This is a genomic window from Mesorhizobium metallidurans STM 2683 (genome assembly GCF_000350085.1).
GTDB classification, from domain to species: domain Bacteria; phylum Pseudomonadota; class Alphaproteobacteria; order Rhizobiales; family Rhizobiaceae; genus Mesorhizobium; species Mesorhizobium metallidurans.
In genome coordinates, this window is the sequence record NZ_CAUM01000122.1 from 1 (window position 1) to 19,957 (window position 19,957).

Sequence of the window (19,957 nt, forward strand, 5' to 3'; positions counted from 1 at the left end):
TGCATGTCGCGCAAAAGTGCGCAGCGGTTTTGCGATAACGACATGCATAAAACAAGAATCTAAAGCGCTACGCGCTTTAGAGGCTGCGCCTAGCGGACCCGATCCAGGTTCGGCCTGGCTGCGACAGCGACCGAAGATGCGACCTCCGGCGGGTTTCTATAGGCAAGCAGCAGCACCACGATGATCGTGATCTCCGGCGTCTTCGACGACAGCGCGTTGTTCGATAGGGCAGCGAGCAAGAATGTTAGGGTGCCGATCCATGCCGGCATCGGCGCCCCACGCAGCAGCCGAAAAATGAACCAGAATATCAGTGCGGTAAAAAGCAGCGCTATCGGCAAGCCGAACAGCATGACGATGACCACAGGCGCGCTTTCGATGTAGGGCAGATGCAGCTTCTCGTTGACGATCTTCAGGAGGTCATCGACGTTCATGCCAAACAGGATGTCCTTCCAGCTGACAAGTCCGAACACCTGGTAGATCGTCACCCGCGCCATGAAGTTTTCGTCAAAGATCGTCTTGCTGAAGCGGTTCAGCAGCCCGCCCGAAACCAGCACGGTCACCAGCACCGCGCCGACGGCCAGAGCAAATAGCAGCACGACGGACTTGGCTTGTCGCTGATGCTTGGGCGTCAGGCGCGGCCACGGCACAAACAGCAGCAGAATGAGGGTTTCCAACGCAGCGAGGATCAGGGCAGCACGAGCGCCTGACGCGGCACAACCGACGAGCAGGACCAGGATCGCCGTCACCCGCGCCCATATGCGCCAGCGTGTCAGCGGCACGAATCCGATTGCTGTGGCGCAGAGCGCGCCCAGTGCCAGTGGGTGTGCCGACAGGCCGGTCGGCCTGAACTGCAGTTCGTTCAAACCGTAAGGCAAAAGCCGCTGTTGAGTGAGCGCCTCGATCGTGCCGATCACAGCACTCAGCATCGCCATGCCAAGCACCACGTCTCCCAACGCCCGCCGAACATCCGCATTCAATGCCAGCATCAGCAGACCCGCGGCGCCCGCGACCAGATAGGTATCGATGATGAATCCGGACGAGCCCGCACGGCCGGTGATGAACAGATACGGCACCAGCGCGAACATCAGCGCCGAATAGCGCATCAGCGCCTTGAACAGTCCAATTTCGTCTCCCCGCAGCAAAAACGGTCGGCTGAAAAGAACGAAAGCAAGCAACAGGAAGATGGCATAGGTGCCGAAATGCAGTTTCTCGTAGAACGAACCGCCCTGGGCCGTATAGTCGACGACCATGTTCATTATCTGCGGCGACACCGTGAAGCGAAGCAGGAACGCGAATGCCGCGCACAGGAAAAACAGAATCGACAACGCGTTCTGGCGGCGAGCCTGGCTGGACTGCAATCGTTCCGATCCGGCGGCGATAGAGCTCATGGCCATCCAAGCGGGTCCCAAAGGTATCCCGGCCAATGACGTTCATTCAAGATTCAATGAACGGATGTGGCGCGTGAAACGGTAAATAAGCCAACTTGGAAAATGAGATGTTAACGATGTTTCTGTAAGCAGGGCACGCGTAACGAATAATAGGGTTGCATCATGCCTGCCGCCTCCGGCCCCTCTTCCCCGTCCGCGGCGGATTCCGATATCAGCGCACTCGAACGGATCGCCAGCGCCCGGCGCAGGGCAATGGCGCAACAAGGTGCCCCAGCGACAGCACACGCCCCAACCGGTGCCCCAACCACGGCACGCGTCGCCGCGCCGGTCGTGCCACCGCATGCATCCGAGCCAGTCGTGACGGTGACGCTGGACAAGATCGGCGATTTCCTCGAACTTGATTTTCGACGCCTGTTTGTCTGGTTGCGGGCCGGGCTCGCCCTGGCTTGCATGCTGGCGGTGGTCGGCGCGGTCGTCGGTGGCGCCTATGCCTTGCTGAGCAAACAGCGCTACACCGTCGCGACGGAAATCCTCATCAATCCCGCCAATTTGCAGGTTGTGGAAAACGATCTTTACTCGCAGTCGGGCCAGATCGACGGCCAACTGCTCAACGCGCGCAGCAAGCAGCGCATCCTGATCTCGGGCAACGTGCTTTCGCGTGTGGTGGACAAACTCAATCTGACCAGTGATCCGGAATTTTTCGACCCGGATGGGAGCACCTCATCTGGCGTTGGCGTGAGCGGCAGCAAGTCCGATCCGAAGCTTATCGCCCTGAAGAACCTGGATGAGCGGGTCAGCACAACCGCGGATGAAACGTCGTTTGTTACAACCCTTTCGGTATCGGCGGAAACCGCCGGCAAGGCGATCGAGATCTCGCAAGCCATAGTCAAGACTTTCCAGGAAGAGCTGGCCAAGGCCGAGGCTGACGGGGCCAGTCGTGCCGCCGCTGCGCTTGACGCTCAGCTTGGCCAGCTCAAGCGCGACGTGCAAACGGCCGAGGAAAAGGTCGAGGCCTACAGGCGCAGCCGTAACCTGTCCACCAGCAATGGCCAGCTTGTCAGTTCGCAAACACTGACGCAGCTCAACAGCCAAATCGTGGAGGCGCAATCGCGCGTCATCGCCGCGCAGGCGAGCTACGACGCCCTGGTTGCCTCGGGTGTCAACGGCTCCAATCCCGACCCTGCTGTTTCTGAAGCACTTGCCGCTCTGCGCGAAAAGGCAAACCTCCTGCGGCAGCAGATCGATTCGCAGTCCATGACCTTTGGTCCACGCCACCCGACGATCGTCAGGCTCAAGACGGAATTGGCAACTGTCGGTTCTCAACTCAACGCGGAGTTCTCCCGCACCGTCGGCACGGCAAGAGCCAACCTTGATCGAGCCAAAGCCTCGTGGACTTCTCTCAACACCAAAATGAATGATCTGAGAGGCAATGTTTTCTCCGACAACGAGTCCGAGGTCGCTTTACGTGAGCTTGAACGCGACGCCGCGTCGAAGACGACGATCTATGAGAGCTTCCTGTCGCGGGCGCGCCAGATCGCCGGGCGCGAGCAGATCGACACCACCAATGTTCAGGTGATTTCCAGCGCGGTGCCGCCAAAGGCGCGCTCCTGGCCGCCCAGCACTGCCCTGGTGATAGGCGCGGGAGCTTTCGCTGGCTTTGCGCTCGGCATGCTGCTTGCCATGGCCATGGGCATCATGCGCGACATTTGGCAGCCGCCGAACCGATCGGGCGTTGGCGCCAGCCGAGCCTGAACCCCAGGCATGGCAAAGCGCGTCATTTTTCATGTTGCCAGTCTCAGGGGCGGCGGCGCCGAGCGTGTCTTCGTCCTCATGGCAAATGAACTGGCGTCCCGTGGGCACGATGTCACACTTTTCACTTGGAACGCGGAAGGGCCTAACGCCGCGCTGCGCTCCCCTGCCGTGCATCTGGTCGATTTCGGCCTTCCCATCCGGGGTGAGGGTTACGGCAAATCGGCAACGCTGAAAGGCCTCTTGCAAAGCGCACGTTTGTTCAGATCGATCGATCCCCATGCGGTCTATAGCGCGCCCGAATTCGCCAATCTGGTCGTCGCGCTGGCGCTCTCATTGGCGCGAAGCCGGGCGAGGTTCTTTCCAAGCTTCCACGCAGCTGCCTCACTGCCTTCCGGCAGCCTTGGCGCAAGAATGGCGATCTGGCTTTCCTCTTTGGTTGCAGCACGCGCGACCGAGGCCATCACCGTTTCGGCGGGTGTCGGCCGCGATATCATCGCCCGCGGCTTCCCCAAATCCAAGGTTGTCGTCATCAACAACCCACTGCCGCCGGCCGCGGCGCCGCAGGCATATCCCTGGCAGGCGGAATTGGCAGCGATGGGCGATGGCCCGGTTATCGCCACCGCCGGACGCCTGGTGCCGGTCAAGGATCACCTGACTTTGCTCCGGGCCTTCGCTCTCCTGCGCGCCAGCCGTCGTGCTCGACTCGTCGTCTTCGGCGAAGGTCCGCTGGCCGCCGAGTTGCGCGCCTATGCCGAAGAATCCGGTGTCCGCGCCGACGTGCTCTTTGCCGGCTACGTCAACGATCCCGCGGCCTGTTATGCCGCAGCCGACCTGTTCGTCCTGTCATCCACGAGCGAGGGCTTTGGCAATGTTCTGGTCGAGGCGATGGCTGCCGGTGTCCCCGTAGTTTCCACGGACGCGCCCCATGGCCCGCGCGAGATTCTTGGCGACGGCCGGTTCGGCGCCCTGGTGCCGGTTGGCGATGCCGCCGCCTTGGCAAAGGCGATGGCCGAGATGCTGGACCATCCGACTTCGGTCGCCATCCTGAAGAGCAGAGCGGCGGATTTCGAAATTGAAAGGATCGGGGATCAATACGAAGCGTTGCTCTAAGCGCGTCGCGTTTGTGATCCGAGCCGACAAAACTCAATTCGCTACAAGAACTTTAATTTCGGTTTACCCGAAGTTGGTAACAGCAAGTACCCTGGTTTTCATCCGCCAAGCAAAGAGCCTGTCTTGCTGCAGCATCAAAATTCATCCGTCGGCCGCGGCAGCGATTGCAACTGGTTGAGATTGCGCCGCTTTTCCTGCGAACGCCTGACGTCCATCGCGATAGCCAATGAGAAACCCTGGGTTGCGATGGCCCGTGGGCTAGACCTCGGCGCCGGGAGCTCGGCTTGAGCACCATCCGCGCCCTGGAAGCTGGTGACCTTCAGGCTGTCGCGGGCATGTTTCAACGCGTGCTGCGCAAGGACGGGACCGAAGCCCCGGCCTCCCTCGTCGAGTATATGAAACGGTTCTATCTGGACGCGCCCGGTGGCAGTGGCGACCTCCGGTCGCTGGTCCACGTCAACGACGCCGGTCGCGTGTCCGGATTTGTCGGCGTTCATACATTGCCGATGACGTTCAACGGCCGGCAACTGCGCGCCGCGGCATGCAGCTCGCTGATGGTCGAGGATCATGAGCGCGATCCCATGGCCGGCGCCCGCTTGCTGAAGGCTTTCCTGGATGGACCGCAGGACATCTCCTTCAGCGAGACGGCGAATGACATTTCCGCGAGATTGTGGACCCGGCTGCGCGGCGTGGTCCTGCCGCAATACAGCCTCGACTGGGTGCGCGTAATGCGGCCGTCGACCTTTATGGTCAGCCTTCTCGCCAATCGCACAGGGCTAGCCCGGATACTCAATCCGTTCGCACATGCCTTAGACCGGTTTTACTGCAGGAGAATGAAGCACAACGAACGGCGCTGGTCTGGCGTGGCGGCGGACGGAGCAGGCCATGGAGCATTTCGAACGGCAGATATCGACAGCGATGCATTTGCTAAACTCATCGAGCCGTTTACCGCCCACTTCGCTCTGCGCCCGGATTGGACGGAAAGCCAACTCGATCATATCTTGACCGACGCAGCGCAAAAGCCGGATCTGGGTGAGCTTGTCTATGTTTCCGTGGCATCGCCGACCGGCACCAATGTCGGCGCTTTTGCCTATTACGCACGACCGGATAGGATAGGTCGCGTGCTGCAGATCCTTGCCCTCTCCGGCCAGGCGGGTTCAGTGATCGATTGCCTGATCGATCATGCCGCGGCGCGCCGTGTCTGCGGCCTGCGCGGCCGCATCCAACCCGCACTTCTGGAAGCAATGCTTGGGCGGCGTATAGCTTTCGTTCCGGTTGCCTCGACCGTCGTGCATTCACGCGATCCAGCGCTCATGGATGCGATGAAGAACTCGCAAGTCTTCCTGAACGGGCTTGCGGGCGAGCAGTGGAGCCAGCTGATCGGCGGCCGCTTCACCTGAAGCGCTCTTCAGTGGCCCGGTCGAAGCAGATCAGATACCGACTTCCTCGACTTCATCGACGAGTTGCGGGCGTAGGTGCAGATAGCGCGTGGCTTTTCGCTTGGCGGCGATGTCGGCCCAGACGCGTTCCACTTGCGCGGCGTCTAGTCCCGCCGCCTGCCCCACCACTTCGGCCGCCATGCCTTTGTTGAGGCCGCAAAGGCAAATATCCATGCGGTCATAGGGAAGCGAGAAGTAGAACTCCTCCTGCGTCTGCGCCAGCGAGTAGGTATCGGTGGTCGGCGGCCGGTTCCGAATTTCCTCCGGAATACCGAGATAGGCCGCCAGCGCATAGACCTGCGTTTTATAGAGATGTGCGATCGGCTTGACGTCCGCGGCGCCGTCGCCGTTCTTGACGAAGAATCCTTGATCGTATTCCAGCCGGTTCGGCGTTCCAAGAACGGCGAAGTTCAGGCGATCGGCATGATAATACTCGATCTGCTTGCGGGTGCGCTGTTTCATGTTGGTGGCGGCGACGACACCGAGATAGACCGGCAGCGGCATTCTTACTTTCGTCTGCTTGCCCTTGGGATCCTGCACCACCAGCGAGGAAATATTGTAGCCCTCGCTCTCGAGCGCGTTGGCGATCACGATCTTCGAGGCCCAGCCTTCGCCGTATTCCGGCACCAGTTCGCGGATGAAGGCGTCGCGACGCTCATAGCAGCCCATCGCGCGCAAGGCCGGCCCGATATCCTCCACAATAGCCTCGACACCGAACGTGTCGGCGACAAGGCGGCCAAGCCGCAGACTTTCCGGATCGGAATCGTTCTCCGGCATGAACAGGCATAAAACATTCTGCGGGCCGGCGGCGCGCGCAGCCAACGCCACCGAAACGCTTGAATCGATTCCGCCGGAAAGACCGAGCGTGAGGCCCCGCTTGCGAATCCCGCGCAACTGCTGGCGCAAGGCGCTCACGATCCTCTCCGTCTCGGCGGATGGGTCGATCGCCAGAGCCTGCGCCAGAATGGTCTTCGCGTCCTCGCTCGGGCGAACACTCATGGGGCGGCCTCCATCATTTCCGCCGCAAGGCGGCGGCTGACCTTGCCCGTATCCGTCTTTGGCAATTCCGAGCGGAACTCGATGACCTTGGGAACCATGAAATCCTCAAGATGACGCGCGCAGTGGCGCATGACATCCTTTTCGCTGATCGTCGGGTCCGAGCGTATGACGAGTGCGCCGATCGCATGCCCAAGCACTGGATCCGGCACGCCGACGACAACGGCCTCGGCGATGCCCGGATGGGCGTGAAGCACGGCCTCCACTTCCTTCGGAGCCACCTTCTCGCCTCGCGTCTTAATGATGTCGTCCTTGCGTCCGACGAAAAAGAGAAAGCCGTCCTCATCGGTTCTGAACAGATCGCCGGTGTAGAGAACCTTTTCCCAGGGGTTTGGGCCTGGCCGCAGGGTTCGTTCGGTTGCAGCCTCGTTTCGCCAGTAACCCTGCATGACATGCGGCCCGCGAATGACCAACTCACCCGCCACGCCCGGCGGCACGATTTGCCCTTGGTCGTCGACGACGAAGGCTTCGGTGTTCGGAATGGCTATCCCGACCGACCCCGGTCGGCGATCGAGCTCCTCGGGCGGCAGATAGGTGCAACGCTTGCATTCCGTCAGGCCATACATCGAATAGAGCCTGACACCGGGAAAAAGGAAACGCAGGCGTTCTATGTGAGCTTGCGGCAAGGCTGCCGCCGTGTTCGAAATATAGCGAAGACTGGGCAGGAAGCCCGGCGTCAGGTCACGCATCTGCAGGATCATCGCGGCCATCGTGGGCACGAGCGGAAGACCTGTGACGCCTTCCTCGCGGATACGTTCGAAGATCGCTTGCGGAAAAGCGAAGGACTTTTCGAGCACGAGCGTAGCGCCCAGTCTGACAGCCATCAGCAACTGATAGAGACCATAGTCGAAGGCGAGCGGAAGAACATTCAAAATGATGTCATCTGGCGAGTTGCGCAGATAGGTGGTGATGGAGTCGGCCGCCGCATCGCAACTGCGGTGCGTCATCATCACGCCTTTGGGCCGGCCCGTTGAGCCCGAAGTGTAGATCAGCATCGCAAGATCGACGTCGATGCCGCGGTGGTCTATCTCTTTGGCTTCGAACGTCAGGCAGTCAGCCAGGGATATCGCCCCTGCCGGGCATTGGTTATCGGCACCAGCGGTGGATGCCACGAAGATGCCGGTCTTGCCGCTTGATACGCATGCCTCGGCGGCGACGGGCATCAGTTTTGCCTGCGTGAGGATCGCCGCAGTGTCGCAATCGCCGATGATATAGGCGAGCTTGTCGGCCTTGGTGGATGAGTTGATCGGACTGAACGTCGCCCCTGCCTTGAGCACCGCGAAAATCGAAACCGCAGCCTCCCAGCAATTGTCCATGAAGATCAGGACCCGGTCGTTGCGCCTGATGCCGTTCGCGAAAAGAGCGGCGGCCAGGCGGCTCGAAAGATCGTCCAACTCCTCGTAGCACAGCCTTTTGTCCTTGGTGATCAATGCCGTTTTGGCGGGATGGGCAGCGGCCTTCGCAACCAGAAAATTTTCAATCCGCATGGACGCTCCTCACCGACCGCACCTAAGCTGCCAGCGCCTTTGCTCTCGCACCGATGAAGGATGAGAGGCGTTCAATCGAATCCAGATTGGCCGGCACGACGTCGGAATCGACCATCGCTATGCCGAAATCGTCCTCGATGAATGCCACCAGTTCCAGCACGGCGGTCGAGTCGATGATGTCGTTCTCGATCAGCGAGGCTGTATCCGCAAGCGGGTACGACTTGTCGCCGAACAAGAAATTGTCGACGATAAAAGTTCTGACTTTGTCCTTGATTGTAACCATTTTTCTTTCCTTCCCTTCTCAAGCTGCTCGTGCCGCACCGACCTGTTGGCCGGTGAAATTCTTCTGCCACAGTTGCGTCGACAAAATGCCCACGAAGGCGGCGTTGTCGCGGAACCCTGACGCCGGCTGCGTGCGGCATTTCTCATGAAGATTTGCCACCGCCTTGGCGTTGAACAGTCCGCCGGCGGCGATGCTCGTTTCGCTCAAGACGTCGCGGACGTAATCCAGTTCTCCGGCTCCCACGAAGGAGCGGGCGTCCGGGGCCCGGTAAGGTTGTTTGGTACGCTCCCCGATCGCCTTCGGAAGCAGGTGCCCGGTTGCCTTGCGCAGAATGTGCTTTTCCACCAATCCCTTCAGCTTCATTTCCGGCGGAAGCCTTGCTGCGAACTCCACCAAACGATGGTCGAGGAAAGGGAAACGTCCTTCGATACCGTGCGCCATGGCCATTCGGTCGCCTTGGCTGGAAAGGATGTAGCCAGGCAGAAGGAAGCGGGTTTCGAGATATTGCGCCTGATGCAGCGGGTGCCAGAGCGAAAATGCCTCGGGCAACCGGTCAGTTATCTCCTCGACCGCGTTGTAACCGTTCAACGTTGCACGCAGGTCGCCTGAAAAGAATATCTTCGCCGCCGCCGTGGTCTTGAAGCGTGGCCGATGCGAGAACAGCGGGTCGTCGAGGGAAGCGTTGTCGACGCCAAAGAATGCGGACAAATACTCGACGGATTGCTGTTGCAGGCCCGGCAGATAGGGATAGAGCTTGCGGAACAGCTTTGGCCTCATGCGCGATGCCGGCTGACGCGCGCAGAACCGGCGAACACGCGCCTCCTTGAAGATGTCATATCCTGCGAACACCTCGTCGGCACCCTCGCCGGTCAGCACGACCTTCAGGCCGGCCTGGCGAACCAGGCCGGACAATTGATAGAGCGGCGCCGGCGCCGTGCGGATGATCGGCTTCTCGGCAAAGTGGATGACTTCGGGGAAGACACGGGCGATATCGCCCGTGCGACTTAGGATGGTTCGATGATCAGCGCCAAGTGCTGACGCCATCTCGGTCTGGAAGGCGCTTTCGTCATGCTCGGCACTGTCGAACGCTACGGAGAATGTCTGCAGTTTCCGAGGCGTCATGCCGGCGGCAAGTGCCGAAACAACCGAGGAATCGAGCCCGCCCGAAAGATAGGAGCCGACCGGCACGTCGGCCCGCATGCGAAGCCTCACCGCATTGGTCAAAAGCGCCTGCAGTTCCTCAGCCGCCTGGTCCTCGTTCGCGACCTTCAACTGCGCGTCCCGATGCGGATAGTCCAGCTGCCAATAGGGCTTGATCGTGACCTGCCCCTGCTCCGCTATCATGATGCTCGCCGGCTCCAGCTCTTGGATACTGCGGAAAGCAGTGCGCGGGGCGATCGGCGCCCACAGCGTAAAGATCTGGTCGAGCGCAATCGGATCGATCTCGGCCGAGATGCCGGGTACTTCCAGTAGAGCCTTGATCTCCGAGGCGAAATAAAGCACCCCGTCCTTGCTGGTGTAAAACAGCGGCCGGACACCCATCCGGTCTCGTGCAAGCACCATGCGCCGTCGCCTGTTGTCCCATAGCGCAAAGGCGAAATCGCCGTTCAGCAGGGACAGGCAGTCTTCGCCCATCTCGTCGTAAAGCTGCAGGATGACTTCCGTGTCGCTCGACGTGCGGAAGCGGCGGCCCTTGGCCAGCAGCCCCTGGCGCAGTTCCACGTAGTTGAAAATCTCGCCGTTGAACGCAATCGTCAAATCGCCTGACACATCCGACATCGGCTGCTGGCCATCACCGATCCCGACCACGGACAGCCGCGCATGCCCAAGCCCGGCGTCGGGCGCCACGAATTTCCCGTGCTCATCCGGTCCACGATGGGCGATCGCCGCTATCATGCGCGTAAGCAAAGCTTCCGCATCCCGGATTGAACCGAAATAGCCCCCGAATCCGCACATTCCCAAGACTCATGTGAACAGCAACCACCTGATATATAGCCGCGAAAATAGGCATCCGCGGTTAATCGGATATTTTCCCCGCGCATGCAGTTAACGGGAAGTTAAGGCATCAATCGCGCCTGTTGGGTCGCCGCCCGGCTTCCACTGCCATTGGGCCCATGACGGCTTGCAGATCATTTTCAGCGCAATTGAAAAAATTTCAAAAACCAGCGGCGCGAAGAACGGATTTCCAAGGGAGCCTCCCATTCAGCGTCAATTTCGCCACCGCAACTCAAAATTAGAACGAAAATCTATTGAGGATACAGCACTTCGCTTGCTAGCGTTGAAGCGCTTCAATTGGACCAACCACCGTGCAGCGCAAGCGCCCCACCATTGCAGATGTCGCACATGCCGCCGGCGTTTCCATCGGCATCGATGCCCCAGCCATGGTCAAGGCATCGCCGACCCGCGACAACTGGACTTGGGACGGCGCAAAGCCGGCAAGCACAAGCTTGTCGGCCTCCGTCTTGACGCCGCTGCTGTCGTTGATCACGTCGAACCCGTCGCCGGCGGCGTAGAGGATCGTGTCGCTGCCGCCGCCGATCCTGATCTCGTCGTGCCCCTTGCCGCCCTGCAGCACGTCGTTGAGCGCGGTATCCTGGACAAGGTTGCTGCGGCCGTCGCCGACAGTGGTCGTGTGGCTGCGGATCGCCTCGCGGTTCATCACAGAACCGTCGGCGAAGCGGATCCGGTCGATGCCGCGGTTTTCGACACCCCAGTTCGCAAAAAAATCCTCCGACACGATCTTCTCGCTCGAACCCGATATCTTCAGGATCAGGTCGTCGCCGATCCGCTCGAAGGTGAGATCGCTCGCGGCAAGGTCGGTGAGGAACAAAGTGTCCTTTTCGACAAGCGATGTCGACGTATCGCGGATATAGTCCGTGCCGTCGCCATGCGCATAGACGAACAGGTCGCTCCCGGCGCCGGAGGCCAGCAGGTCGTCGCCCTTGCCGCCGATGAACAGATTGTCGCCCTCGGCGCGCACCACGCCATCGACGCCATCCGTTCCAAGTGCCGCCGTGCCCTTGACAATCTCGGTGGCGATCAGCCGCAGATCGACGTCGCTGATCGTCGAAAGCACGGTGTTGGCGGTCGTCAGATAGGCCGCGCGATCATTGTCGAAGGCGATCGAAACGACGCCGTCCAGGCCGGCGATCGTCTTTACCAGATAGCTGGCTGCCGCCCCGGCTTCCTCGGGCATCATCCCCTTGATGAGGTCGAGCACCATGCCGACATTGCCGGGCGTCTCCGGCGGCTCGGTGCCCGCAGGCCATTCGTGCCGGAAATCAACCAAGGCATAGAAGAAATACGGGCTTTCCAGCGCGTCGATCAGGTCCCCGCCCCTGGCGATGACGCTTCCGGCCGTCTGCGCCAGGAAGGCCGTTAGCATCGCATCGACGATCTGATCGAAACTCGCTTCGACGTTTGCGCCGAACCGCTCGGTCGTTGGCGAAGTCGCGCGCAGCTGACCCGTGAAGATCTCCTTGTATTCCGCGCCGAAGAACTTTTCCACGAACGCCAGGTGCTGGGCGTCGACATATTGCCCGCGTGTTCCCTCGGCGACTCCATCCACCGATGCCCAGCGCAGCAGCAGGTTCTCCAGGGCAGCATGCAATTCATCGGGCGAGAGTGTCGCGGCACTGTCGGTCAGCGCGGTCCAGTCGGCCTTGAAGGCAGCGTCCTGCGTCGCCTTCCAGGCGATCGAGTTGATCTGGCCGGAACCCGGCAGCTGCGGCAGTTTGTCGACACCTTCCGCCGGCGTGAAGGCCGGTGTGCTGTCGCCCTGCGTATCCTGCCGGTCGGTCTGGAAATAGATGGTCTGCGCGGTGCCGGTGCTACCGTTGGCACGGGTGAACAGTGCTTCGTAGCCGACATCGTGACCGGCATTGGTGCCTGCCACATCCGTTCGCGTCAACGCGATCGAGACAATGCCGGCCTCGGCCAGCGTCATCATCTCGCCGGCGTCTGAGACTCCGTCCTGGTCGAGGTCCTGCCAGACCCTGAGCGCACCGAACACCGCATCCGAAGCGTCGATCTTGCCGTCGCCATTGCTGTCGAAGGTTTCCAGAACGGCAAAACCGTCCTGCGTCGGCGACCCAAAGAGCTCGCCGGCCCCGTCGACCGTGCCGTTGCCGTTGGCATCGAGAACCAGCAGGCCGTCGTCGGCCGATACCCAGCCGGTGCGCTCGGCAAAACCATCCTGGTCGTAGTCGAAATGGACGGTCGAACCGGCCAGCGGCGAGAGTTCGACGCCGTCGCCGTCAAGGTCGAGAACAAGGGGGTCGTGGATGATGTTGAGGAGGGGGGAGAAAACGTTGTCAAAAATGGCGTCCGTTATTTCATCACTAAAATACCAGATTCCGATTGCAACCACAGAAAACACAATAATTGGAGCAAGTTCTGCTGCCAATGCTGCGCCAAGAATCGGAGTTAATTCTCCCGCAATAAACGCAGACGACTGAACAAGAACTGAGTTGCCTAGTCCTGATATTTGCATAAATCGGAAGAAACCGGCCTCAAGAGTCGCCGAGGCACCTATCTCCGTAGCGCCCTTCAGTATAGCATTCAATACGCCTTCATTCCCAGTGATAACACCAGACTGAAAAGCATCCCCTGCCGTTGATAAAATTTCTCCGGCAGTCTGCAAGGCCGGAACAGTTGAAAGTTGAAGAGATTCACAAATTTGAGATACAAAAACACCAAGTGTTTCTAGATCAATTTCAACGCCAGCTATTTCTACTTGAATCCCCGGCATCACTCACCATCCCGTTTGAATACCCGCGCCGAAATTAGCATCGTAGTCACCCAGATTACAAAATTCGTCACAATCATTAGGAAAAGCGTTTGGCTAAACGCATACCTCAAAATATCATTGTATGCCGCGATAGAAAATAATCTCTTCTTAAATGTCAAGTCATCATAGTAGTAATCAAAGATCATGTTAATTAGAAGGATTAAGCAAAATATAGTAATTACATTTCCAATCAATAACTCACGAATACTTTTTTGTCTAATAGATTGTAGACTTATGGATCTGAAATTGTACCCGTATATAAACGCATAGGAAAAAGAATATGTCAATATAATAGCAAAAAAATTCACATACAGCATTTCATTAGCTGCACAAATCTCACCTAAACTGAACTTACCAATTGCCCTATCTAGTTTAGGAATAATGCTCTCTGGATTGCACACGTAATTTTTTGATTGATCTAACATCCTATAAATAAAAGGAAATACAGCGCAAATCAAAAAAGCAATAAAGGCCGGATAGGTAACCGCTTTTTTAGCTGGGGCAGACATTATGATACAGTCTCAGCTTCGGAATGCAGCCACATCGGCCGCGCAAACTCATATGGCGCCCCCTGCCCCATGAAACTTCTCAGCGCTTTCAATTGGAGCTGCGGCGATCATCACCGCGCTGCCCTCCGCAGCTAGACCGGTAACATATCCGTAACGTGTTGTTAAGGTCTCGTGAGTGACCATCAAAGAAATATTTTGCACACCTATAAGATACTTCTAATTTATCCGGCTATTCTTACCGCATGCGCACAACCAGGCCGCGCCCCGCCTAGCAGGCTGTTGAAGAAGTCCACTTGCGAGCGACGAAGTCTGCTTCGTCGCCGCGATGGAAGCAGATTTGTCCGTTGATAGAGCCGTCCGGTTGGATTTCAGCCCAGCCATCGCCTTGGGCTTCGTCCATTTCGTCATTGCCTTGCCAGGAGAAGGTGACATTGTTGCCGTCACCTGCGCCGAAGATCTGTCCGGTGACGCAGCCGAAGGCGAATTCGCCGGAGCCATCCGCCGCGAACTCAATGTAGGCGGGCTCCATCATGTCGCGATAGTCCCCGACATGGTCGGGCATCGCGACGATCCGCCAGCGGCCGGTGACGCTCATATCTGCGCCTCCAGCAGCTTGGGCAAGCGGACCAGATTGTAGGCCGCAGGTTCAAGGTGAAGGCCGCGCCCACACGGGCGCATCCTCGCAGCTTGACCTTGGCCATGCCGGCCGAGGCCTTGATCCAGCCGAACACCTCCTCGATCCGCTTGCGGCAGCGCTGGCTGACATCATAGCCCGGATGGCGCTTCGTGCGGTCATCGATCGCCGTCACGCGAGGCTTGCCGGTTTTGCTCAGATGGCCGTCGACGGCGATGTGCGGCGTGACCTTGCGCTCGCGCAGGTCCTTGACGAACTGGCGTACATCGTAGGCCTTGTCGGCGCCCAATGTGATGCGTCGCCGCGACGGCCTGCGGTCCAACATGGCGACGCGGCATCACGCTCGCCCGTGCCCGTGGCCTGGGTAATGCCGCCATCGACGGCCAGCCCATGACGGTTCTCCATCAGCGCATGCCCCATGTAGCAGAGCTTCGCCGGCTGCCCGTCGCCCTTCTTGTAGAGCCGTGCCTGTGGGTCGCTCGTGCTCTGGTGTGTGTCGTTGGAGCGCTTCTCCTTAGGAAAGCCGCGCTCGGCGTTACGCCCTGCTCCATCCGGGCCGTTATCGTCTCCGTCCTTGCGGCGGAAGCTCTTGATCGAAGCCCAGGCCTCGATCAGCGTCCCGTCTACCGAGAAGTGATCCGACGACAAAAGCCGCTTCACCCTCGGCTGAGCAAGCACCGCGCGCAGAAACTTTGCCGCGATCTCACCTTCCAACAGCCGATCCCGGTTCTTGGTGAAGCTCGAATGATCCCAGGCCGGCTCGTCAACACCAAGCCCCACGAACCAGCGGAACAGAAGATCAAACTCCATCCGCTCCATCAACTGACTCTCCGAGCGAATGCCGTAGAACGCCTGCAACAGCATCGCACGCAGCAAACGTTCCGGCGCGATCGATGGGCGGCCAAGCCCAGGCGGATAAAGCACCGCAAAATCGCCGTCCATATCCACAAGAGCCGCGTTCACGATCTCCCGTATCACCCGCAGCGGATGGTCACGTCGAACGCGCGCCTCAAGGTCGACATACGAAAACAGCGAGCCTGTCCGTTCGTCTGAGCCGCGCATCCACAAATCCCCAATCGTTCGGCAAGCAGTGAATCACGCTCCAAACAACCGCGCCAGCACTTCTTCAACGGCCTGCTAGAGCGCATTGAATTCAAAATGAAATTCAATTTGCCGGAGGTTTGTTTGTACGATCGCCTTCAGCACTCGAACGGCTGTCGTTCCTCACGTAGCCCTGCCCGCTGCCGTGCTCACGGCAATTCCGCATTGCAGGTGCCGGCGATCTGGCCAACGGCCTCTTCAACCCCGGCAAGGTCGAAATCGGCCTCGCCTCGCCCCGACAGCAGCCCGAACCGCCAGGACAGCAGCAACCGGTTCGCCGAAACCAGGCGCTTGACGCCGTCGGCCCCATCTCGAACCAGCATCCTGCCGCGCGTGCCGACCGACCAGCTTTCGTTGACCTTCTTGCCCTGGTCGGCGGTCACCGACATGGTGATCGTGCCTCTGGCCGAGACGGCATCGTTCACATGCAGCCATTCGCTCCAGCGCGGTTCACCGTCCTTGCGGCAAGCGATGGTCAGCACCGGGCTGTAGCTCAGAGCGCCGCCGCCGGTGATCAGCTTGTTGGTGGCATAGAGCGAGGCCGTGACCAGACCGTCGCTGCTCTCGTCAAACCGCCAATTGTCGAGCGCGGCGCCGGCCTGGGCAACGCCGCAGACCGAGACAAGCAGCAATGCCGTGGCGACCGCGCCTCCGATACCAACGAGTAGCCTCAACGATGCCTCCAGCAGCCCTGCGCTTTGCAACACAGCGCAGATAATGATCAAGGCTCCGTATCGCCAGCCGCAACCCCTCAATGCCCGGATGCCTGTTGCCGCAGCGCCACAACGAAAAGAGGCGGCCTCAAGAGCGGCCTTTCGCGTTCGTTACAACGCCGCGTTTATTCGGCATCCTTGGCACCGTGTTCTTCGATATAGCCTTCCCAGGTTCTTCCACATCATTGCTATGGCTTTTTCGGTCTACTGGAAGACCGCACTGGAATTTCGACGGCAAATCAAGCTATGATGCAATCGGCATTTACCGGGACGGCTTCGTGCCCCTTGGAATGCCGGGAGGAACGGGACATGGCCATAGCGCTTGTACTCGTTTTGATTGTCGTGGGCTCAGTGTTGTTTCACTTCCTGAGCCCATGGTGGTGGACGCCGATCGCCTCGAACTGGGACTATATCGACAACACCATCATCATTACCTTCTGGATCACCGGCGTCGTCTTCGCCGCCGTCGTCTTGTTCATGGCCTATTGCGTCTTCCGCTTCCGTCATCGGGAAGGGAACCGGGCGGCATACGAACCGGAGAGCAAACGGCTCGAATGGTGGCTGACGGTGGTCACCGCGGCCGGCGTCACCGCCTTGCTGGTTCCCGGCCTGTTCGTCTGGAGCCGCTTCATCAACGTTCCGAGCGACGCGACCGAGGTCGAAGTCGTCGGCCAGCAATGGCAGTGGAGTTACCGCCTGCCCGGCAAGGACGGCAAGCTCGGCACATCCGACACCCGCGACGTCACGCCTGAAAATCCGCTGGGCGTGATCGCCAGCGATCCCAATGGCCAGGACGACGTCGTCGTCGAGGCGGCCGATCTGCACCTGCCGGTCGGCAAGCCGGTCAAGATGCTGCTGCGATCGATCGATGTGCTGCATGATTTCTATGTGCCGGAATTCCGCGCCAAGATGGACATGGTCCCCGGCTCGGTCACCTATTTCTGGTTCACCCCGACCAAGACCGGAACCTTCCAGGTTCTGTGCGCCGAACTTTGCGGCCAGGGACATCCTTTGATGCGTGGCGTGGTCATGGTCGACACCGAGCAGGATTATCTGGCCTGGCTCGGTGAACAGCAGACTTTCGCGGAACTGTCGGCGCCCCAGCAGACGGGCTCCGTAGACCAGACGCCGAGGGAGACTACGGCGTCAGGTTCGAAAATTTCGGCAAGGCTCGAAACAGTCGAGGCTCGCTGAACACTGAAAGGACACGGAGGTGTTTCCATGGTCGACATTACGCCTGCAGATGCCATCCCGCCTGCCGAAGTCGCTGAAGTGGAACTCTACCATCCGCACGGTTGGTGGACGAAATATGTCTTCTCGCAGGACGCCAAGGTCATCGCCATCCAGTATTCGGTGACGGCGACGGCAATCGGCATGGTCGCTCTGGTGCTGTCCTGGCTGATGCGGCTGCAGCTCGGCTTCCCCGGCACGTTCGACTTCATCACTCCGGAAGCCTACTATCAGTTCATCACCATGCACGGCATGATCATGGTGATCTACCTGCTCACCGCCCTCTTCCTCGGCGGCTTCGGCAACTACCTGATCCCGCTGATGGTCGGCGCGCGCGACATGGTTTTCCCCTATGTCAACATGCTGAGCTACTGGATCTACCTGCTTGCCGTGCTGGTTCTGGTGTCGAGCTTCTTTGCGCCCGGCGGGCCGACCGGCGCCGGCTGGACGCTCTACCCGCCGCAAGCCATCATGACCGGCACGCCAGGCGGCCAGGACTGGGGCATCATCCTGATGCTGGTCTCGCTGATCCTGTTCATCATCGGCTTCACGATGGGCGGCCTGAACTACGTCGTGACGGTGCTGCAGGGCCGCACGCGCGGCATGACGCTGATGCGCCTGCCGCTGACGGTCTGGGGCATCTTCACCGCGACCGTCATGGCGCTGCTTGCCTTCCCGGCGCTGTTCGTCGCCTGCGTGATGATGTTGTTCGACCGTGTGCTCGGCACCTCCTTCTTCATGCCCGCGATCGTCGAGATGGGTGAGCAATTGCAGCGCGGCGGCGGCAGCCCGATCCTGTTCCAGCACCTGTTCTGGTTCTTCGGCCATCCCGAGGTCTACATCGTCGCGCTGCCGGCCTTCGGCATCGTATCCGACCTGATCAGCACCCATGCGCGCAAGAACATCTTCGGCTACCGGATGATGGTCTGGGCCATCATCGGCATCGGCGCGCTGAGCTTCGTGGTCTGGGCACACCACATGTATGTCAGCGGCATGCATCCCTATTTCGGTTTCTTCTTCGCCACCACGACGCTGATTATCGCCATTCCGACGGCCATCAAGGTCTACAATTGGGTGCTGACGCTGTGGCGCGGCGACATCCACCTCACCATACCGATGCTCTTTGCCCTGGCCTTCATCGTCACCTTCGTCAATGGCGGGTTGACCGGATTGTTTCTCGGCAATGTCGTCGTCGACGTTCCGCTCTCGGACACGATGTTCGTCGTCGCCCATTTCCATATGGTCATGGGCGTCGCGCCGATCCTTGTGATCTTCGGGGCTATCTACCACTGGTATCCGAAGGTCACCGGCCGGATGCTGAACGAGACGCTGGGCCAGTTCCATTTCTGGGTGACGTTCCTCGGCGCCTATCTGATTTTCTTCCCGATGCACTATCTCGGCCTGATGGGCGTGCCGCGACGCTACAACGAACTGACCGACATGACCGTCATGACGGAGTCGGCGCAGCATCTGAATTCGTTCATCTCCATCATGGCGTTCATCGTCGGCTTTGCGCAGATCGTATTCCTGTTCAATCTGATCTGGAGCATCCGCCATGGCCGGGAGGCCGGCGGCAATCCATGGCGCGCGACGACCCTCGAATGGCAGACGCCGCAGACGCCGCCGGCCCATGGCAATTTCGGCAAGGATCTGCCGATCGTCTATCGCTGGGCCTACGATTACAGCGTTCCGGGCGCAAAGGAGGACTTTATCCCGCAAAACGTGCCAGGGTCCTTCGGTCTTTCCAAGGAGCCGGCATGAGCGTCGTTCTGGTTTTCCTGCTCGTGATCATCGGCTTTGCCGGATGGTGGCTCTCCCATCAGCGGCTGATGGCGAAACCTTGGCTGGAGCAAGGTGTGATTGGGGACGTTGTCGGCATGGAAGGCTCGACGCTGCCGACCGCCAAGATCGGCCTCGGCGTCTTCCTCGCCGTCGTCGGCTGCCTGTTTGCGCTGTTCGCCAGCGCCTATTTCATGCGCATGGCGCTGTCGGACTGGCGGCCGCTGCCGGTCCCGCGCCTGCTCTGGCTCAACACCGGGGTGCTGGTTCTGAGCAGCATTGCGCTGCAATGCGCCTCTGTCGCCGCACGCAAGGGCCAGATCGGCACGGTCAGGCTCGGCCTTGCCACGGCTGGGCTCACGGCCCTCGCCTTCCTAATCGGGCAACTCATGGCATGGCGGGAACTGACCGAAGACGGCTATCTGCTGGCCTCCAATCCGGCCAACAGTTTCTTCTACCTGATCACCGGGCTGCATGGCCTGCACATATTGGGCGGGCTGGTGGGCCTGGGCAGAACAGCCGCCCACGCCTGGAACGGAGCGCCGCCAGAGCGGCTTCGCCTCAGCGTCGAATTGTGCGCCATGTATTGGCATTTCCTGCTTTTCGTCTGGCTCGCCATCTTCGCTCTTCTGTCCGGCTGGGCGGCTACGTTCATCGACATTTGCCGACAGTTGCTGACCTAAGGGG

14 protein-coding genes and 1 pseudogene are annotated in these 19,957 nt (G+C 59.8%); 6 read left to right on the forward strand and 9 right to left on the reverse strand.

Annotation, left to right across the window (positions count from 1 at the left end):
- Positions 1-89: 89 nt before the first annotated feature.
- Complete coding sequence (locus tag MESS2_RS19975; RefSeq protein WP_244440037.1) at positions 90-1,394, reverse strand: VpsF family polysaccharide biosynthesis protein; 1,305 nt, start codon at positions 1,392-1,394, stop codon at positions 90-92.
- Positions 1,395-1,745: 351 nt separating this feature from the next.
- Here MESS2_RS19975 and MESS2_RS19980 point away from each other — a divergent pair, with 351 nt between their 5' ends.
- The 3 genes from MESS2_RS19980 to MESS2_RS19990 all read left to right on the forward strand — a co-directional run bounded on the left by MESS2_RS19980 (position 1,746) and on the right by MESS2_RS19990 (position 5,650).
- On the forward strand, positions 1,746-3,140 hold the full coding sequence (locus MESS2_RS19980; RefSeq protein ID WP_244440038.1) for a GumC family protein: 1,395 nt from the start codon (positions 1,746-1,748) through the stop codon (positions 3,138-3,140).
- Between the two features lie 9 nt (positions 3,141-3,149).
- Positions 3,150-4,250 carry a glycosyltransferase gene (locus tag MESS2_RS19985; RefSeq protein ID WP_008876245.1) on the forward strand — a complete coding sequence of 367 codons (1,101 nt, stop codon included), beginning with the start codon at positions 3,150-3,152 and terminating at the stop codon, positions 4,248-4,250.
- Positions 4,251-4,534: 284 nt separating this feature from the next.
- Complete coding sequence (locus MESS2_RS19990; protein WP_008876246.1) at positions 4,535-5,650, forward strand: hypothetical protein; 1,116 nt, start codon at positions 4,535-4,537, stop codon at positions 5,648-5,650.
- Between the two features lie 30 nt (positions 5,651-5,680).
- Here MESS2_RS19990 and nadE read toward each other — a convergent pair whose 3' ends face one another.
- The 8 genes and pseudogenes from nadE to MESS2_RS20035 form a co-directional block, all read right to left on the reverse strand.
- A complete protein-coding gene (nadE, locus tag MESS2_RS19995) occupies positions 5,681-6,688 on the reverse strand; it encodes an NAD(+) synthase (RefSeq protein WP_008876247.1) in 1,008 nt (335 codons plus the stop codon).
- On the reverse strand, positions 6,685-8,232 hold the full coding sequence (locus MESS2_RS20000) for a class I adenylate-forming enzyme family protein (RefSeq protein ID WP_008876248.1): 1,548 nt from the start codon (positions 8,230-8,232) through the stop codon (positions 6,685-6,687). Before MESS2_RS20000 ends, nadE begins: the two co-directional genes overlap by 4 nt.
- Positions 8,233-8,254: 22 nt before the next feature.
- On the reverse strand, positions 8,255-8,515 hold the full coding sequence (locus tag MESS2_RS20005; RefSeq protein WP_008876249.1) for an acyl carrier protein: 261 nt from the start codon (positions 8,513-8,515) through the stop codon (positions 8,255-8,257).
- A gap of 18 nt (positions 8,516-8,533) precedes the next feature.
- Positions 8,534-10,471 carry an asparagine synthase (glutamine-hydrolyzing) gene (gene asnB, locus MESS2_RS20010; protein ID WP_008876250.1) on the reverse strand — a complete coding sequence of 646 codons (1,938 nt, stop codon included), beginning with the start codon at positions 10,469-10,471 and terminating at the stop codon, positions 8,534-8,536.
- 316 nt (positions 10,472-10,787) lie between these two features.
- Positions 10,788-13,265: a calcium-binding protein gene (locus MESS2_RS20015; protein ID WP_083918620.1), complete on the reverse strand. Its 2,478-nt coding sequence runs from the start codon at positions 13,263-13,265 to the stop codon at positions 10,788-10,790.
- An 816-nt stretch (positions 13,266-14,081) separates the two neighbouring features.
- Positions 14,082-14,408: a hypothetical protein gene (locus MESS2_RS20025; RefSeq protein ID WP_008876255.1), complete on the reverse strand. Its 327-nt coding sequence runs from the start codon at positions 14,406-14,408 to the stop codon at positions 14,082-14,084.
- Positions 14,405-15,509 (reverse strand): annotated as a pseudogene (locus tag MESS2_RS20030) (IS5 family transposase). The gene MESS2_RS20025 and the pseudogene MESS2_RS20030 overlap by 4 nt, the downstream one beginning before the upstream one ends.
- 188 nt (positions 15,510-15,697) lie before the next feature.
- Positions 15,698-16,222 (reverse strand): hypothetical protein, encoded by a 525-nt coding sequence (locus tag MESS2_RS20035; RefSeq protein ID WP_008876258.1) that lies wholly within the window; start codon positions 16,220-16,222, stop codon positions 15,698-15,700.
- A gap of 348 nt (positions 16,223-16,570) precedes the next feature.
- On the opposite strand from MESS2_RS20035, the gene MESS2_RS20040 reads away from it, so the two are divergent.
- The 3 genes from MESS2_RS20040 to MESS2_RS20050 are packed head-to-tail and all read left to right on the forward strand — an operon-like array spanning position 16,571 to position 19,953.
- Entirely contained in the window at positions 16,571-17,455 is an 885-nt protein-coding gene (locus tag MESS2_RS20040) for a cytochrome c oxidase subunit II (protein WP_008876259.1), read from the forward strand.
- A 27-nt stretch (positions 17,456-17,482) separates the two neighbouring features.
- A complete protein-coding gene (gene ctaD, locus MESS2_RS20045; protein WP_008876260.1) occupies positions 17,483-19,252 on the forward strand; it encodes a cytochrome c oxidase subunit I in 1,770 nt (589 codons plus the stop codon).
- Positions 19,249-19,953 carry a cytochrome c oxidase subunit 3 gene (locus tag MESS2_RS20050; protein WP_008876261.1) on the forward strand — a complete coding sequence of 235 codons (705 nt, stop codon included), beginning with the start codon at positions 19,249-19,251 and terminating at the stop codon, positions 19,951-19,953. Before ctaD ends, MESS2_RS20050 begins: the two co-directional genes overlap by 4 nt.
- The last annotated feature ends 4 nt before the right edge of the window (positions 19,954-19,957 follow it).

Bases quoted from the DNA above. Each gene is read 5' to 3' on its own strand.
- MESS2_RS19975 (WP_244440037.1), bottom strand. From the start codon at position 1,394: ATGGCCATGAGCTCTATCGCCGCCGGATCGGAACGATTGCAGTCCAGC.
- MESS2_RS19985 (WP_008876245.1), top strand. From the start codon at position 3,150: ATGGCAAAGCGCGTCATTTTTCATGTTGCCAGTCTCAGGGGCGGCGGC.
- nadE (WP_008876247.1), bottom strand. From the start codon at position 6,688: ATGAGTGTTCGCCCGAGCGAGGACGCGAAGACCATTCTGGCGCAGGCT.
- MESS2_RS20000 (WP_008876248.1), bottom strand. From the start codon at position 8,232: ATGCGGATTGAAAATTTTCTGGTTGCGAAGGCCGCTGCCCATCCCGCC.
- MESS2_RS20005 (WP_008876249.1), bottom strand. From the start codon at position 8,515: ATGGTTACAATCAAGGACAAAGTCAGAACTTTTATCGTCGACAATTTC.
- asnB (WP_008876250.1), bottom strand. From the start codon at position 10,471: ATGTGCGGATTCGGGGGCTATTTCGGTTCAATCCGGGATGCGGAAGCT.
- MESS2_RS20015 (WP_083918620.1), bottom strand. From the start codon at position 13,265: ATGCCGGGGATTCAAGTAGAAATAGCTGGCGTTGAAATTGATCTAGAA.
- MESS2_RS20025 (WP_008876255.1), bottom strand. From the start codon at position 14,408: ATGAGCGTCACCGGCCGCTGGCGGATCGTCGCGATGCCCGACCATGTC.
- MESS2_RS20040 (WP_008876259.1), top strand. From the start codon at position 16,571: ATGGCCATAGCGCTTGTACTCGTTTTGATTGTCGTGGGCTCAGTGTTG.
- ctaD (WP_008876260.1), top strand. From the start codon at position 17,483: ATGGTCGACATTACGCCTGCAGATGCCATCCCGCCTGCCGAAGTCGCT.
- MESS2_RS20050 (WP_008876261.1), top strand. From the start codon at position 19,249: ATGAGCGTCGTTCTGGTTTTCCTGCTCGTGATCATCGGCTTTGCCGGA.